General features: G+C 71.6%; 10 protein-coding genes. 7 read left to right on the forward strand and 3 right to left on the reverse strand.

Going from position 1 to position 15,809, the window contains the following annotated elements:
* Positions 1-6 precede the first annotated feature (6 nt).
* The gene (locus ABD343_RS23735; protein WP_344531338.1) at positions 7-447 is read right to left on the reverse strand and encodes a MarR family winged helix-turn-helix transcriptional regulator; all 441 of its coding nucleotides are present in this window, start codon (positions 445-447) and stop codon (positions 7-9) included.
* A 116-nt stretch (positions 448-563) separates the two neighbouring features.
* Between ABD343_RS23735 and ABD343_RS23740 the strand changes: the two genes are divergently transcribed.
* From ABD343_RS23740 to ABD343_RS23760, 5 genes are all read left to right on the forward strand, one after another.
* Positions 564-1,547, forward strand: a complete 984-nt coding sequence (locus ABD343_RS23740) for a superoxide dismutase (protein ID WP_344531339.1) — start codon at positions 564-566, stop codon at positions 1,545-1,547.
* Positions 1,548-1,575: 28 nt separating this feature from the next.
* A complete protein-coding gene (locus tag ABD343_RS23745; RefSeq protein WP_344531340.1) occupies positions 1,576-2,481 on the forward strand; it encodes a TIGR01777 family oxidoreductase in 906 nt (301 codons plus the stop codon).
* Between the two features lie 339 nt (positions 2,482-2,820).
* Complete coding sequence (locus tag ABD343_RS23750) at positions 2,821-4,314, forward strand: FAD-dependent oxidoreductase (RefSeq protein WP_344531341.1); 1,494 nt, start codon at positions 2,821-2,823, stop codon at positions 4,312-4,314.
* Between the two features lie 136 nt (positions 4,315-4,450).
* The gene (locus ABD343_RS23755; RefSeq protein WP_344531342.1) at positions 4,451-4,726 is read left to right on the forward strand and encodes a hypothetical protein; all 276 of its coding nucleotides are present in this window, start codon (positions 4,451-4,453) and stop codon (positions 4,724-4,726) included.
* A gap of 95 nt (positions 4,727-4,821) precedes the next feature.
* Positions 4,822-5,811, forward strand: coding sequence for a DMT family transporter (locus ABD343_RS23760; RefSeq protein WP_344531343.1), 990 nt, complete (start codon positions 4,822-4,824; stop codon positions 5,809-5,811).
* 12 nt (positions 5,812-5,823) lie between these two features.
* Here the strand turns inward: ABD343_RS23760 and ABD343_RS23765 are convergent, their stop codons facing one another.
* Entirely contained in the window at positions 5,824-8,118 is a 2,295-nt protein-coding gene (locus ABD343_RS23765) for a terpene synthase family protein (RefSeq protein ID WP_344531344.1), read from the reverse strand.
* A 237-nt stretch (positions 8,119-8,355) separates the two neighbouring features.
* Here ABD343_RS23765 and ABD343_RS23770 point away from each other — a divergent pair, with 237 nt between their 5' ends.
* Positions 8,356-9,561 (forward strand): hypothetical protein, encoded by a 1,206-nt coding sequence (locus ABD343_RS23770; RefSeq protein ID WP_344531345.1) that lies wholly within the window; start codon positions 8,356-8,358, stop codon positions 9,559-9,561.
* Between the two features lie 315 nt (positions 9,562-9,876).
* Here the strand turns inward: ABD343_RS23770 and ABD343_RS23775 are convergent, their stop codons facing one another.
* Positions 9,877-11,706, reverse strand: coding sequence for a tetratricopeptide repeat protein (locus tag ABD343_RS23775; RefSeq protein ID WP_486387852.1), 1,830 nt, complete (start codon positions 11,704-11,706; stop codon positions 9,877-9,879).
* Positions 11,707-12,540: 834 nt separating this feature from the next.
* On the opposite strand from ABD343_RS23775, the gene ABD343_RS23780 reads away from it, so the two are divergent.
* On the forward strand, positions 12,541-15,687 hold the full coding sequence (locus ABD343_RS23780) for an AfsR/SARP family transcriptional regulator (protein WP_344531346.1): 3,147 nt from the start codon (positions 12,541-12,543) through the stop codon (positions 15,685-15,687).
* Positions 15,688-15,809: the final 122 nt, after the last annotated feature.

Here is a 15,809-nt window from a genome sequence, read left to right on the forward strand (position 1 = left end):
CACGGCCTACGACCTGACCTCGTCCAGATAGCGCGCGCAGCGCCCGAGCAGCTCGACCAGGGCCGCGCGCTCCTCCTCGCTGAACTCGGCGGACAGCCCGCGCTCCACGCGCACGGCCCGCTCGTCGGCGTCGGCCAGCGCCTTCCGGCCGCTCTCGGTCAGGCGGGTCTCCAGGACGTTCCGGTGCCACTCGTGCGGGGTGCGCTCGATGAGGCCGCGCTCCTGGAGGTTCTTCAGCAGCGTGTTCATCGTCGGCGGCGTGACCTGGCAGGCCCGCGCGAGCGCCGCGGCGGGCATCCCGGGGTGCTCGGCGAGCTGGAGCAGCGCGGCGTACTGCGGCACGGTCAGCCCGGCGGGCTTGAGCACGGCGTGCTTGGTGGCGTTGAGGGCCGTGGCCGCGCTCTTGATGTGGGAGCCCAGGCGTTCCGGTACGGGCATCGAGGTCATCTGCGCATCGTAACGACCACATGGAGAGAAGCACCTTGACGAGCATTAGTACTCTAATTATCGTCAGTGCCCATCTCACTATGAAGAGTCATCCGATCGACAGAGGGCGAACATCTGTGACCACCGCCAAGCTCCGCACTCTCGCCGCCGCGACGGCCGCCGTCGCCGCCTCGCTCGCCACGGCCGCCCCCGCGAGCGCCACACCGGGCCCCATGCCGGGCCCCACGGTCACCACCGCGTACGTACTCCCGGGCGACCGCGTCTATCCCGAGGGCATCGCCGCCGACCCCCGTTCGCACGACGTCTACGCCGCGTCGTGGCAGGACGGCACCGTCTACCGCATGGCGCCAGGCCACCGCGTCGCCGAGCGCTTCCTGCCCCCGGGCGCCGACGGGCGGCACACCGCCAACGGCCTCAAGGTCGACCGCGCGGGACGGCTCTGGGTCACCGACCACACCACCGGCGTCGCCGTCTACGACACCCGCACCCGCCGCCTGCTCGCCCGCTTCGACGTGCCCGAGCCGGACCGCGCCGCCTTCGTCAACGACGTGGCGCTCACCCCCGACGGCACCGCCTACCTCACCGACAGCACGCGCGCGGTCGTCTACCGCGTCACGCCCCGCCAGTTGGCCCGCGCGCGGGCGCACGACGGGCGCGGCACGCTCACGCCCCGGTACGACCTCGCGGGCGAGGCGACCGCGCTCAACGGCATCGTCGCCGCCCCCTCCGGCCGCTTCCTCCTCACCGTCGACATGGAGAGCGGCGCGCTCTTCCGCCTCGACGCGGGCTCGGAGACGTTCCGTCCCGTCGCGCTGCGCGGCGGCGACCTGCGCCAGGGCGACGGGCTGGAGCTGCGCGGCCGTACGCTGTGGGCCGTCCACAACCGGGACCACGCCCTCAGCCGCTGGCACCTCGGCGACGACGGCCGCACGGCGCGCCAGGAGCGCCGGGTCACCGACCGGCGGCTCGCGCTGCCCACGACGCTGGTCCGGGAGCGGGGCGAACTCCTCGTCGTCCGCTCGCAGTTCGACAAGGGCGGCCCGATGGGGCCCGGCACCCCGGACACTCCCTTCTCCATAGCGGCCGTCAAGGGCCTGTGACGCGAGGGGTTCGGGGCAGGATGGCCCCATGCGTATCGCAGTCACCGGCTCGACCGGACTCATCGGCTCCGCGCTCACCCGATCCCTGCGCGCCGAGGGACACGAGGTCGTACGGCTCGTACGGCGTCCCGCCGCCGCTGCGGACGAGGCCGAATGGGCCCCCAAGCGCCAGTACGTGGACACGGCGGGCCTCGCGGGCTGTGAGGCCGTGGTCCATCTGGCGGGCGCGGGCGTCGGCGACCGGCGCTGGACGGAGGCCTACAAGCGGGAGATCCGCGACAGCCGCGTCCTGGGCACGACGGGCCTCGCGAAGGCCCTCGCCGGGCTGGACGAGCCGCCGCACACCCTCCTCGTCGGCACGGCCGTCGGCTACTACGGCGACACGGGCGACAACGCCGTCGACGAGTCGGCCCCGCCCGGCACCGGCTTCCTCGCGGACGTCTGCCAGGAGTGGGAGGCCGCGGCGGCTCCCGCACAGGAGGCGGGCATCCGCACGGTGTTCGGCCGTACGGGCCTCGTCGTCTCCCGGAAGGGCGGCGCGTGGGGCCGTCTCTTCCCCCTCTTCAAGCTCGGGCTCGGCGGACGGATGGGGAACGGCCGCCAGTACTGGAGCGCCATCGCGCTCCACGACCACATCGCCGCGCTCCGCTTCCTGCTGGAGGAGAGCGAGCTGTCGGGCCCGGTCAACCTGACGGGCCCCGAGCCGGTGACCAACCGCGAGGCGACGGCGGCCATGGGGCGTGTCCTGCACCGGCCCACGCTCTTCACGGCCCCGGCCCCGCTCCTGAGGCTCGCCCTCGGCGACTTCGCGACCGATGTCCTCGGCAGCCAACGGGTGCTGCCCAGCCGTCTGCTGGACGCCGGCTTCACGTTCGCGTTCCCCACGATCGACGAGGCGATCCGCTCCGCGCTGAGCGATCCCGCCGGTTCCTGAGCAGGAGGTGCCCCTCGCTGCGCGCCGCAGTCCGCGCGTGGATGGTCGGCTGGGCACGCAGTTCCCCGCGCCCCTGGGGCCTCAGGGGCGCGGGGAACTGCGCGAGCAACCGGAACGGACCCGCGGTCTGCGACGCTCCGACAGGGGCACCCCCTGCCCAGAATCCGGCGGCATCCACACGTGCACCCGTGCGCGGGGCGTGACGACTGTCGGCCATCACGCCACTGCGTAGAGTCGTCGTCAACTGAGGTATTTCTCGCTCCGGTTGGGGCATCAGGAACGCATCGGCAAGGCACCGGGCACCGGCACAGCACCGCGCGTCGACGACGGGGAGGCACCGTGCTGATCAGCAGCGCACGCGCAGGCAACGGCCGTACGGAAGGCGCGGAGGGCGGTGAGGTCGCCGAGACCGTCGATGTCGTGATCGTGGGAGCCGGGCTCGCGGGCCTCGCGGCGGCCCACCGGCTCACCAGGGCCGGGCTGAGCGTCACGGTGCTGGAGGCCACCGCCCGCGTCGGCGGCAGGATGGCGACCGAGCGCGTGGACGGCTTCCGGCTCGACCGCGCGCCGGGCCTGCTCAGTCTCGGCCCGGACGCCGAGGAGTTCGAGCAGCTCCCCGCGCTGCGCCCACTGGCGCTCCGCCCGTTCGCGCCGGGCGCCCTGCTGCACGCGGACGGCCGTACGCTGCGCGTCGGCGACGTGCCGCGGCACCCCCTCCCCGGCCCGGGCCCCGCCCGTACGCGCACGGGCCGTCCCTCACGTACGGGCAGGGCGGGGCGCGCGGCGAGCCTGATACGCGCCGACCGGCGCACGAGGGGCACACGGGGCGCACTCACGGCGGCGCGCGCGCTGACGGGGGCGCGCAGCCGGGCCGACATGTCCGACGCGCTCGACCTGGCGCGGCTGCGCACCGCGCTCGCCCGGCTCGCCGACCAGTCCCCCGAGGGTCTGCTCGCGCGGCCCGAACTCCCCGCCGCCAAGGCCCTCTCGACGCGCGGCCTCCCCGCCCGAACCGTGGACTCGCTGATCCAGCCGCTGCTGACCGCACTGCTGTCCGACCCCCAGCTCGTCACCTCCAGCCGGGTAGCCGACCTGACGCTGCACGGCTTCGCGCGCGGCGGACTGTGCCTGCCCGCCGGGGGCCAGTCGGCGGTGCCGGAGCTGCTGGCGGCGGCACTGCCGCCGGGGAGCGTACGGACGCGGGCGCGTGCCCTCTCCGTGAGCACGCACGCGGTGGCGACGGAGGAGCACGGGACGTTCCCGTGCCGCGCGGTGCTCGTCGCGACGGGCGCGCGCTCGGCGGCGGAGCTGCTGCCGGGGCTGCGCGTACCGGACTTCCACCCGGTGACCGTGCTGCACCACGCGGCGGACGGTCCGCTGCCGCACGGCCCGTCGTTCGTGGTGGACGCGGACGGCGCGGCGCGCGGGCCGCTCAGCCACACATGGGTGACCTCGGCCGTCGATCCCTCGCGCGCGATGCCGGGGCACACGCTGGTGACCTCCGTCGTGCTCGGCCCGGCGACGGCCGAGCCCGCGCGGGTGCTGGACGAGGCGGCACGGCCGCAGCTCGCCGCGCTCTACGGCGCGCGCACCGAGGGCTGGGACCTGCTCGCCGCGTACCACGACCCGCACGCGGTCCCGGCGATGCCCGCGCCGCACGACCCCCAGCGTCCCGTACGGATGCTCGCGGGGCTCTACGTCTGCGGGGACCACCGCGACACGAGCACGGCGCACGGCGCGCTCACGTCCTCGGAGCGCGCGGCGGAGGAGATCCTGCGCGACTTCGGACGCCCGCCGCTCGCGGGCGACGCCCCCGTCGACGCGGCGGCCTGAACCCTCGTCACACCACCCCCTCCAGAATCGAACACACTTCCCGAACTCCCGGATGACCAGCGGGTTTTGTCAGTGGGCGCGGGTATTATTGGAGTAGTTCGTGAGAGGATCACCGACGCTCTGGAGGAGGCTGTCGATGACCGCTGTGAGCACGCTTCAGCGCCCGCTGCCCAAGATGTCGACCCTGCCGGTCCTGCCGAAGAAGCCGCTCCCCGCGGGCCGCCCCCGGGAGTGGTACGAGACCCATAACCGCCAGCTCAAGGCCATGCGCATCGCCATAGCACTGCTCGACACGGGGATCTACACCCCGGAGCAGGCGCACAACCGCGCCATCCGCGCGACGGCGGCCCGTATCGGCGTGCACCCGCCGTCCCTGACGACCTGCCGCCTGGTCCGGGCGCTCCTGCCGTAGCGCCCTTCTCCACGTCGTTAATCCGCTAGCGCCAGCCCCATGAAGGGGTTACGGTCCTGTCCGGCCAGCAAGGCACGGGCACGGAGGGGACCAACATGACGGCGACAGAGGGCAAGCGGGGAGACGGCCCGGCCCTCCTCGCGGCGGGAGTGACCGTCGTGCTGTGGGCCTCCGCCTTCGTATCCATCCGGAGCGCCGGGGAGCATTACGCCCCCGGCGCTCTGGCGCTCGGCAGACTCCTGTCGGGCGCCGTCGTGCTGTGTGCCGCGCTGCTGATCCGCCGCGAGGGACTGCCCCCGCGCGGCGCGTGGCGCGGCATCGCCGTGTCCGGCGTCCTGTGGTTCGGCGGGTACATGGTCGCGCTGAACTGGGGCGAGCGGCTGGTCGACGCCGGCACCGCCTCCATGGTCGTGAACGTCGGCCCCATCCTCATGGCCGTCTTCGGCGGCTGGCTCCTGAAGGAGGGCTTCCCGCCGAAGCTGCTCGCCGGGATGGGCGTCTCCTTCCTCGGCGCGGTCGTGGTCGGCCTCTCGACCTCGGGCGGCGGCGAGGGCGCCTCGCTGACCGGCGTCCTGCTGTGCCTGGTCGCCGCCGTGACGTACGCCGCCGGTGTCCTCAGCCAGAAGCCCGCGCTGGCGTACGCCTCGCCGCTCCAGGCCACGGCGTTCGGCTGCCTGATCGGCGCGGTGGCCTGCCTGCCGTTCTCCGGCCAACTGATCACGCAGATAGGCGAGGCCCCGCTCTCCAGCACCCTCAACATGATCTACCTGGGCGTCTTCCCCACCGCCCTCGCCTTCAGCACCTGGGCCTTTGCCCTGTCCCGCACGACAGCGGGCCGCATGGGCGCCACGACCTACGTCGTCCCCGCCCTCGTCGTCCTCATGTCCTGGCTCGCCCTCGGCGAGGTCCCGGCCCTCCTCACCCTCGCGGGCGGCGCTCTGTGCCTCGCGGGAGTGGGGGTCTCCCGACTCCGGGGCCGGACCCCGCGGCCCGCCCCGGTTCCGGAGACGGTGGAGGCGGCGGGCACGCAAAGCGCGGCGGAGACGGGCGAGACGACGGCCCCCGCCGCCTCGCCCCGCTCCTAGCGGGGTGTCCCCCTAACGCCGTCCCGTGAGCGCCGGGGGCCGTGCCGCTGAGGTGCCCAGGCCCGCGGGGCCGTCGAAGGGCCAGGTCGGGGAGTTGTGGCGGCGGAGGTCCTCTTCGCGGTAGCGGCGGACCTCGCGGTGCCAGTTGAGGATGCCGGACATCCAGTTCTCCAGCTCCGTGACATAGCCGCGCAGGAGGGCGCGGGCCTCCTCGTCGAGGCCGAAGTCGTCGTAGAGCACGGGGAGTTCGTGCGCGGCGACGTGCTGGAACTGGCGGAGCCGCGAGCGCATGAGGTCGCCGACGATCCCGACGCCCGTCGGATAGTCGCAGTCGAAGAAGTTCTGGACGACGAGCACGCAGTTGTGGATCTCGCCCTCGAACTCGATCTCCTTCTGGTACGAGAAGACGTCGTTGAGGAGGCAGGCGTAGTCCGCCGCGGCGTTCTCCAGGGAGCGGACGGGGCCGCTGTCGTAGATCTCGTCGGGGACCGCGGAGCCGTGGCCGATGCGGCACAGGCTCATCGTGAGGTCGGAGCCGAAGGTGAGGCGGCGCATCTCCAGATAGTCGACGGGGTCGGGGATGCGGTTCTGCGCCTGGTTGCCCAGCTCCCACAGCCAGGCGTCGGCCATCACCTCGACGGCGCGGCGGAAGCGGCGGCGCCCGGCCTCCGTCATCGGGCCCGCCGTCCGCCCCCACAGGTCGGCGAGCGCCCGCTCGAAGGCCGTGGCGGGGACGGCACGGGGGCCCGCGCCGGGGGCCGCGCCAGGGGTGGCTTCGGGGCCCGTGGCGTCGAGCGGCATGAAGTCGAGCGGCATGAAGAGGCCCAGCCGCTCCGTGCACGCCTTCGCGCCCGCGAGGTCGCGGCTGCGGCCGAAGCGGACCGGGTAGTAGTCGTCGCCCCAGGTGCCCCAGGCGAGCCACTGGGAGGCCAGGTCGAGCGCGTCGGCCGTGCCGTCGGGGTGGAGTCCGGCGGCGCACAGCGGCAGGTCGTAGTCGCGGAGCTTGGCCTCGTCCCAGAGGACGCCGCCGGGCACGTCGGGCTGGGGCTCCAGCAGGCCCATGGCGTGCGCCCAGGGGACGATCCGCTCGCGCGCGCCCGCCAGATGCGGGTTGAGCCGGAGGGTGAACGGCATCGCGAAGTCGGGCAGCCGGGAGGGCCCGGTGCGCCGGTGCGGGACGTGGGTGAAGGAACGGGCGCGGTGCGCGTTCGTACGCCGCGCCGCACCGGCCACGTCCACGGCCGAGGTGCCGGGCCCGGCGGGGATGTGGAGGGGGCCGGGAGCCGCCTGGGCGGCGGTGCCGCCCCCGTTCATGTAACGGCTGGAGCGCATGTGCCATTCGTGGCCGCCGGACTGCCAGTCCTGGAGCCCCTTCGTGTACGCGGCGATGGCCGCGCCGTCCAGCGGGGACAGGCCCCGCTCGGCGCAGAGCGCGGGGACCTCGGTGAGCGCGGTGTGCTCGAACTGCTGCATACGGGACGTCAGCAGATCGTTGACCGCCTCCGCGGCCTCCTGGGTGGAGCAGCCGAGGAAGGTCTCCAGGACCAGCACCCCGTTGCTCAACTCGCCCTCGTCACCGACCTCGCGCTCGTACGAGAACAGGTCGTTGCGCAGGTGGACCGCGTCGGAGAACGTGTCGCGCAGGACCTCCAGCGGGCGCGCGTCCGCCACCGCCGCGGGGACCTCCGCGTGCTCGGAGAACTCCACGAGCCCCGCCGACCAGGGCGCGCCGCCGACCTTGCGGCGCATCTCGATGTACTCGACGGGGTTCGCCACCCGGCCGATGTTGATGTTGGACAGCTCCCACAGCGACTCGTTGAGCAGATTCTCCGTGCTGCGCGCGAAGCGGGCCCGCCAGGCGTGCGACATCGCGGGCACGGTGCGGGCCCACAGGTCCTTGAGCCCGGCCTCCACCTGGTTGACCGGCTCGGGGGCCTCCTGTCCGCCCTCGGAGGGCAGGACGAGCGGCATGAACGCGGGCAGCCGGTCGAGATAGGCCTTGCCCCCGGGGCGGTCCTGCGTCCGCTTGAACTCCTCCAGGAAGTGGTCGTCGAAGAAGAAGACCCACACGTACCAGTCGGTGATCAGCGACAGGTCGGGGCCGGAGGCGTCGGGGTGGGTGTAGGCACACAGCAGGGCGTAATCGTGCGCGTCGAGGTCCCGCTCCTCCCAGACCCCGGAGCCCTCCAGCATCCCCATGCCCCGCGCCCACTCCTTCGAGTGGGCACGGGCCTCCTGGAGATGGGGGTTCAGCCGGGCGGGGTACGAGAGATAGAACTCGGGAAGCTCGAAGGGCTGTTGGGACATGGCCACAGCTCTACCCTGTGCCCCACGGGCTCAGCTCACTCGAAAGAGTGCTCCTCCTCCGTGGCCCACCGGGCAGTTTCTGCAAGGTTTCGTCAAGCTCGGCGCAAGACTTCCGTCCGTCCGGCCGGGCACCCCCCATCCGCACGCTGTTCGACGACGACAGGAACGTTGGGGGAGAGAATGTCCGATCCGGACATCACACGGGAGAGTGCGGTGCTACGGGACGGGAAGGGGTGGATGCCCGAGCACGACCGCAAGAAACTGCTGGTCATCGTCCACACCGAGGTGTACGGGAAGCGGCTTCAGGACCTGTTGCCGCTCCTGGAGTCGGACCTGCGGATCGAGGTGGCCTTCACCGTGGCGCCGCACGCGTTCAACGGGGGCACCACCCGGTTCCTCCGGTCGCTCGGGGCCACGGTGGTGAGCTGGGAGGAGGCCGTGCACGGCTCCTACGACCTCGCGCTGGCCGCTGGTTCCCAGGGCACCGAGCAGGTACGCGCCCCGCTGGTCCGGCTCTCGCACGGGGCCGGGCAGATGTCGCTGACGCGCCGTTCACAACTGCGCCCCGGGGAGCCCCGTGCCCCGCGCGGCGTCACAGGGAGGGGGTATCTGACCTGGTCCGGCAGGGTCGTGCCGAAGGCGGTGGTGCTGGCCCACCACGAGGACCTGGTGGAGCTGGAGCGCTGGTGTCCGGAGGCGCTCCCGGTCGCCGAGGTCGCCGGGGATCCCTGCTACGACCGCATCCGGCGCAGTCTGCCGCTGCGCCGTGACTACAGGCGGGCGCTGGGCCTGGACCCCGGCCGGAAACTCGTCCTGGTCTCGCTGTCCTGGGGGGAGCGTTCGTCCTTCAGCCGGCTCGGCGCCTTCCTGCCCCGGCTGCTGGCGGAGCTGCCGCGCGACGAGTTCCGTGTCGCGGTCCTCGTGCACCCCAATGTCTGGTCCCGCTTCGGGCCCTGGCAGGTGCGCGCGTGGCTGGCCGACTGCAACAGGGCGGGAATCAGCGTCCTGCCGCCGGAGACCGACTGGCGGCAGCCGCTGATCGCGGCGGACTGGATCATCGGGGACTACGGGTCGGTGACGCTGTACGGCACCATGACGGGCGCTCCGATCCTGATGACGCACTTCCCGTACTGGGACGCCAACCCGCAATCGCCCGGTGTCGACCTGGCGCTGACGGCCCCGGCGCTCTCACCGTCCCGCCCGCTGGCGGAGCAGCTCGCCTTCGCCGCGGAGGAGTACCGGGCCGAGGCCCACGCGGACATCGCCGCCCGCGTCTCCTCCGAGCCGGGCCGCTTCAACCACAATTTCCGGCGACTCATGTACCGCGTGCTGGGGTTGGGGCAGCCCGCCTATCCGCCCGCCACGGAGCCGTTGCCCCTCCCCGCGCCCCTGGAGGGCGCGGTGTGGGAGTCCGGTCACGAGCCGTGGGGGGAGGCCGTGTGAGCGCGGACGTCGTGTACGTCGATCTCGACGCGTTCCGCGGGGAGCGCGTGCGGCAGTGCGCGGACGTGCTGTACGGCACGGGCCGGCACGACGCCGTCGCGCTGCTGCGGCGGTACCCGGGGTGCCTGTGCGTCACCCTTCGCGGGCCCGGCGGGGTCTGTACGGCCGTGACGCGGGGTGGTGAGCGGGCCCGGGTCGCGACGGGCGCGAGGGAGCTGTCGGCGGGGGAACACGCGCTGCTCGCGGCGCTGTTGCACGCCTGGCTCGTGCGAGGGCTGCCGCTGGACACGTTCGGCGACTTCGTGGACCGTCGGCTCACTCCCGGTCGGACGGCCCGGGCGTCAGCCGCGCCCGGAGCCGCTCCACCCTCTCCGTGTCCCGGGGACTCTGCGGGCCGTAGAGGGTGAGCGCCTCGTCGTAGTGGCGACGGGCCGCCTCGGTGTCGTTCCGGTCCTCCGCGGTCAGGCCCAGCATCTCCAGCACCCGGGCCTGCCAAGGAACGGATCCGGCTGACCGGAACTCATCGAGCGCGGCGCGGAGCAGTCTCTCGGCCTCCGGGAAGTTCCGCACCGTGCGATGCGCGTGCGTCCGGCCAAGGAAGGCAAGGGCCCGCGCGGCGTCGTACGCGTCCTGGAGGCCGAGGAGTTCGGACCGGGCCTGTGCGAAGTGGCCCCGAGCCTCCTCCGCACGGCCCCTCGCGAGGGCCACGTCGCCCAGGGACAAGCGGGAGAGCGCGACTCCTCGCGGGTAGCCGATCTCCTCCCGCCGGGTGAGGGCTGTCCGGAAGAGGGAGGCTGCCTGCTCCAGCCTCCCCGCGAGCCGGTGGGTCTGGCCGAGCCCGTGCACGGCCTGAGCCTCGGCACGCCGGTCCTGTCGGTCACGCGCGTCCTGGAGAGCGCGGGTGAACCAGGTCTCTGCCTCGTCGAGCTGCCCAGCGTTGCGCAGGGCGGCGCCGCCGGTCGTCAGCATCTGGCTGACGCCTTCCGCCTGCCCCGCGTGTTCCGCGGCGGCCAGTCCGAGACGGTGCGCCTCGATCCACAGGTCGTACGGGCGCGAGCGCAGGAAGAACGGCTGCATCGCGTCGGCCAACTGCCAGCAGGTCGCGTGCCAGCCGCGTTCGGCCGCGGTGCGCACGGCCCGCATCAGCCGGGCCGCCTCCTCGTTCAGCCACCGCAATGCGGTGTCGCCGTCGGGGAACTCCAGGACGTGCCGGGGCGGATAGGCGTAGTCGCGTCGGAGCGGCCGGTGGCCGGGTACGAGGAGCGAGCGTACGGGGGTCGCCGTGGCCAGGTACCAGTCGAGGACACGCCGCTCCGTCTCCGCCCGTACGGCCCCGGGGTCCTCCTCTTCCTGCGTGGCCCGTCGCGAGGCGTGCAGCCGGGTGAGGTCGTGGAAGCGGAAGCGGGTGTGGCCCGTCGCGGGATGGACGCCCGCCTCTTCGAGGAGGTTCGCCTCCAGGAGGCCGTCGAGCAGCCGGTGGGCCTCCCGCAGGTCGAGCGCACACCCGGCTGCGGCCTCGAAGGTGGTGAACATCCCGGCGGGCAGCAGGCCCAGGAGCCGATAGCCCCGGGCCAGGTCCGGGGCCAGCGCACGGTAGGAGTCGTCCAGCGCCGTATCCACAGCTCTGTCCCCTTCCAGACGGAGCACTTCCAGTCGGTCGAGCTGCCGCTGCATCACACCTGCCAGCTCCGCGAACGTCCGCTCGGGCCGGGCTGCCATCCGTGCCGCGACGACACACACCGCGAGCGGCAGTCCCGCGCACAGCGTCACCACCTGGTGGGCGGCGCGGGGTTCCCGGGCGGTGCGCAGGCCGCCCGCCCGATGACTCAGCAGTTCCACGGCCGCCTGGGAGGAGAGCACTCCCAGGTGGTGGAAGGCCGCGCCGTCCACGGCCAGGCCGCTCAGCCGCCGACGGCTGACGACGGCCGTCAGGCTGTCCGCCTCACCGAGGAGGAGGGGGCGGACCTGCGCGGCGCTCACCGCGTTGTCCAGCACCACGGCCAGCCGCCGCCCCGCCGTCAACGACCGCCAGAGCGCGGCCTGTTCCGCCAGCTCCACGGGCACCTGGTCGTATCCGAGTGCGCGGATGAACTGCCCGAGCACCTCGCCCGGACTCCGCGCGGTCTCCAGAGAATGGCCGCCCATGTCCGCGTAAAGCCGCCCGTCGGGAAAGGAATCCCGTAAAGCCCCCAGCCAGCGGGAAACCAGTGTGGTCTTCCCCACCCCCGCGGGGCCGGTAATGGCGATCAGCGGTGGACCGGCGCCACGATGACGGCTCCGCAATTCCTCCAGTTCCGCCACGTCACACTCCCGGTCGATGAAATGGCCGGGAACAGGCAGCAGTTGCTGCGGTACGGGAGGGTCCGCGCGGTGGCCGGAGGGCGCCGCGTGCACATGAACGCCTCCGCTGATCTCCCGCGCCTGGACGAGCGATCCGGATATCGACGCACCCTCCATCACATTGGCATGGCCGATGCCGGACGGACCAAGAGCACTCACCCAGGTGCGGAGTGCTTCCATGGCCTCGGGCCGATTGCTCACCCGCGTGAGCAGGCGCTCCGCCAAGGCCGAGTACGAAGCCGGGGGCGCCGATTCCACAAGAACACCCGACAACTCGTCCCGTATGGCGTCATCGGGCTCGTCGAAGATTCCGCTTACTATCTCCCGAAGGCTCTCCCGACTGTGTGGCCGATGAGCGGCGACAGCCAGTGCCGCGGCGAGTTCCCGGGATGTGAGCGGGCGCATTCCTTCACCCCTCCGGTGATGGATCGCTCATGGGGATCCCCAAGCGCAGGGAAGCTACCCGCGAGTCCGACACCGCAGACCGGCTGCTTGCTGACGGTGGGTCATTTCAGCCAAGAAGAGGGATCAAGAGTGGCTGCCTGGTGACCGGAGTTGACAACATGTCATCCTCTTTTGGCAAAGGGAGGCCATCGCCCGGCAAAGAGCGAGCAAGTCGAACCGGCGAAGGGAACGCTGGTGGACTTCGAGATCGTGATCTTGGGACCGATCGGCATACGTGCGCGTGGACACCACGACGCGCTGGGCTCGGCGAAGGAGCGCGCGCTGCTCGCGGCACTCGCCGTCGACGCCGGCCGGTCCGTCCCGCTCGACGCGCTGACCCAGCGCCTCTGGGACGACGACCCGCCCGGGAAACCCCGGGCCAGCCTGCACTCCTACGCGGCCCGGCTCCGGCGGCGCCTGCGGGACGCCACCGGGGGCGAACGCCTGGTCCAGCAGGCCCACACCTACTGTCTCGACGTCGCCCCGGAGTCCGTGGACAGCTTCCGGTTCCAGCGGCTGACCGAGCGCGCCCGCACCGCCGCATCCGGCGACGAGGCGCGGACGCTGGGCGCGTTCCGCGAGGCGGAAGCCCTGTGGCGGGGTGAGGCTCTTGCGGGGCTGACCGGTTCGTGGCCTGAGAACGTTCGTATGCGACTGGAATCGCAACGCTTCGCGGCGCAGCTCGATCGCGCGGCTCTTGAGCTCCGCATGGGGCACTTCACCGGGCTGGTGGCCGAACTCAGCAGCCTGCTGGAGCAGCAGCCCACGGACGAGACCCTCACCGGCCAGCTCATGGTGGCGCACTACGGAAGCGGCAGACAGGCCGAGGCACTGCGGCTCTTCGAGACACTGAGACAGCGGCTCAAGAAGGAACTCGGCACTGATCCGGGAACACCCTTGAGGCGCATCCACCACCTCATCCTTCAACAGGAACCCGTAGAACGGATCCTCGATCCTTCGAAACCGCGTGCCGCCCATGTCACGGCCGGGGAGGGGAAGAAACCCAACAACATCCCGGCACATGGTGACCTCGTGGGGAGAGAGGCCGAGTTACGCACGCTGCAGGAGTTACCCCAAGGAGCTGTCATCACGCTCCAGAGCATTTCCGGAATGGGCGGCGTCGGAAAGACCCTGCTGGCCTTCCACGTCGGACGCCGGCTCAGCCCGAGATTTCCTTCCGGGCAGATATACCTCGACCTGCGCGCGCACTCTGCGGGAAGGAAGCCGCTCACCCCTTCAGCCGCCCTGACCTCTCTCCTGAGAGCGATGGGATTCTCGCCCAAGGCTCTCCCCCGAGGGCTGGACGAACTCACGTCACTGTGGCGGAACACGCTCAGCACCCGTCAGGCCATCGTCATTCTCGACGACGCCGCGAGCGACGAGCAGGTCCGCCCGCTCCTCGTCCAGGACTGCCCTTCTCTCTTCATCATCACCAGCCGGAACCGGCTGGGGCATCTTCCCGGAGCCCGGTCGGTCCTCCTCGACGTACTCCCTCTCGAAGACGCGACCGCGCTCTTCACCGGACTCATCGGCCCGGCCCGGTCCCGGAACACCGACCCGGACGATGTGGCACGCATCGTCGAATCATGCGGGCGGCTTCCTCTCGCCATCGAACTCGCCGCAGGCCGGCTCAATTCCCGACCGGCGTGGACAGTGCGCTATCTCGGCGAGAAGATCGCGCGCAGCAAGCAGAGACTCGGCGAGATCCGCGACGGGCAGCGCGAGATCCACCATGTCTTCTCGCTGTCGTACAGGACCCTGACAGAACAGCAGCGGTCCGCCTTCCGCCGACTCGGGCTCCACTGGGGAGCGACCTTCACCTCGCACACTGCCGCGGCATTGATCGATGAACCGCTCGACCAGACGGAGCGGCACATCGACGCCCTCCTGGACAGCCATCTTCTGCAAGAGCCCGAACCCGAGCGCTATCGATTCCATGACCTGCTCGGCGAATACGCGCTGACGCTCGTCCGTGACACACCGGGGGAACCGGAAGCCGCATTGCGCAGACAGGCCGATTTCTCCCTCGCCTGCGCCGCCCGGGCCGACGCCCTCGCTCATCCCCGTCGCCCCCGCTTCCCCCTGGAGCACGCCGCCGTCGCCCGCGAACTGCCCCAGTGGACCGAAGCCCGGGAGGCGAAGGCGTGGTTCCGGGCCGAGGCCGGCGCCCTCATCTGCGCCGAGCACTACGCGCGCGCCCACGGCCTCCCCGGGCCGGCGGCCGAACTCGCCCACGCCCTCGCGTCCTTCCTGGACACGGAGGGCCTGTGGCACGAGGCGGCGGTCATGCACGGCCACGCCGCCGACCACTGGCGCTCCGGCGGAGCCCGGCGGGCCGAGACCCTCGCCCGGATCGACCTGAGCATCGCGGAGGCCCACGCGGGGCAGTACGCGCAGGCGGCGGCCTCCGGGCAACAGGCACTGGCCCTGGCCCGTTCGCTCGACGACCCGGACTCCACCGCCGAGGCGCTGCACCAGCTCGGAATACTCCACTGGCACCGCGGCGAATATCCCGTGATGCGGGAATTGCTGCAAGAGGCGCTGGACATCCGCACACGCTCCGGAGACACCTGGGGGCAGGCCCGCAGCACCAACACGCTGGGAATCGCCCATCTTCATCTCGGAGATCCTGTCGCGGCTTCTCGACATTTCCGCGACGCCCTGTCCTCCTTCCGGGAATCCGGTGATATGCGAGGTGTCTGCCAGTCCTTGAACAACCTGGCGGAGACCCAGGTCCACATCGGAGAGCTGGATTCCGCACGCGAATCGTTCTCCCGTGTCCTGGAGATATCCATCGAATCGGGGAGCCGCTCCGAACAGGCGATGGCACGGCTCAATCTCGCCAACACGTACCGCATTCCGGAGGAGCTGGAGTCAGCGCTGGAGCTCTACGGCATGGCGCTCACCTCATTCCAGCACCTGGGCGATAGGCGAGATGAGACCATCACCCTCATCTCCATCGGGAACGCGCTCCAACGAGCCGCCAGATACGAGGAATCCTTGGCGCGGCACAGCTCCGCGCTGGATTTGGCACGGAGCCTGGGTGCGGGCCTTGAGGAGGCGCAGGCGCTTCGCGGAATCGGCTCCGCCGAGCATCGCCTGGGCCGACTCGACATGTCCGAACAGCATCTCACAGAAGCCATCACCCTGGCTTCCCGCATCCAGTCCCCCGAGGAAGAGGCACGCGCCTGCGACGCGCTCGCCGAGCTGAAATGGGACGCAATGCGGATTGATGTGGCGTATTCCCTCTGGCAGCGGGCGCTTGGCATATTCAAAAAATTTGACAGATCCGAATCCGAGCGCATCGAGGGACGCTTACGCGGGGTCGCTCAAACTTACTGATCCGTTAATAAACATTCCACTTGCGGCATACCCTTGCGGATGCTCCGACGTTGCCGTTACCGTCTGCGCTCGAAAGATCGTCGCGACGTTCCACACCGGATCATCCCGAAGGAAATACAGCA

The organism is Streptomyces albiaxialis (genome assembly GCF_039530985.1).
Lineage (GTDB): Bacteria > Actinomycetota > Actinomycetes > Streptomycetales > Streptomycetaceae > Streptomyces > Streptomyces albiaxialis.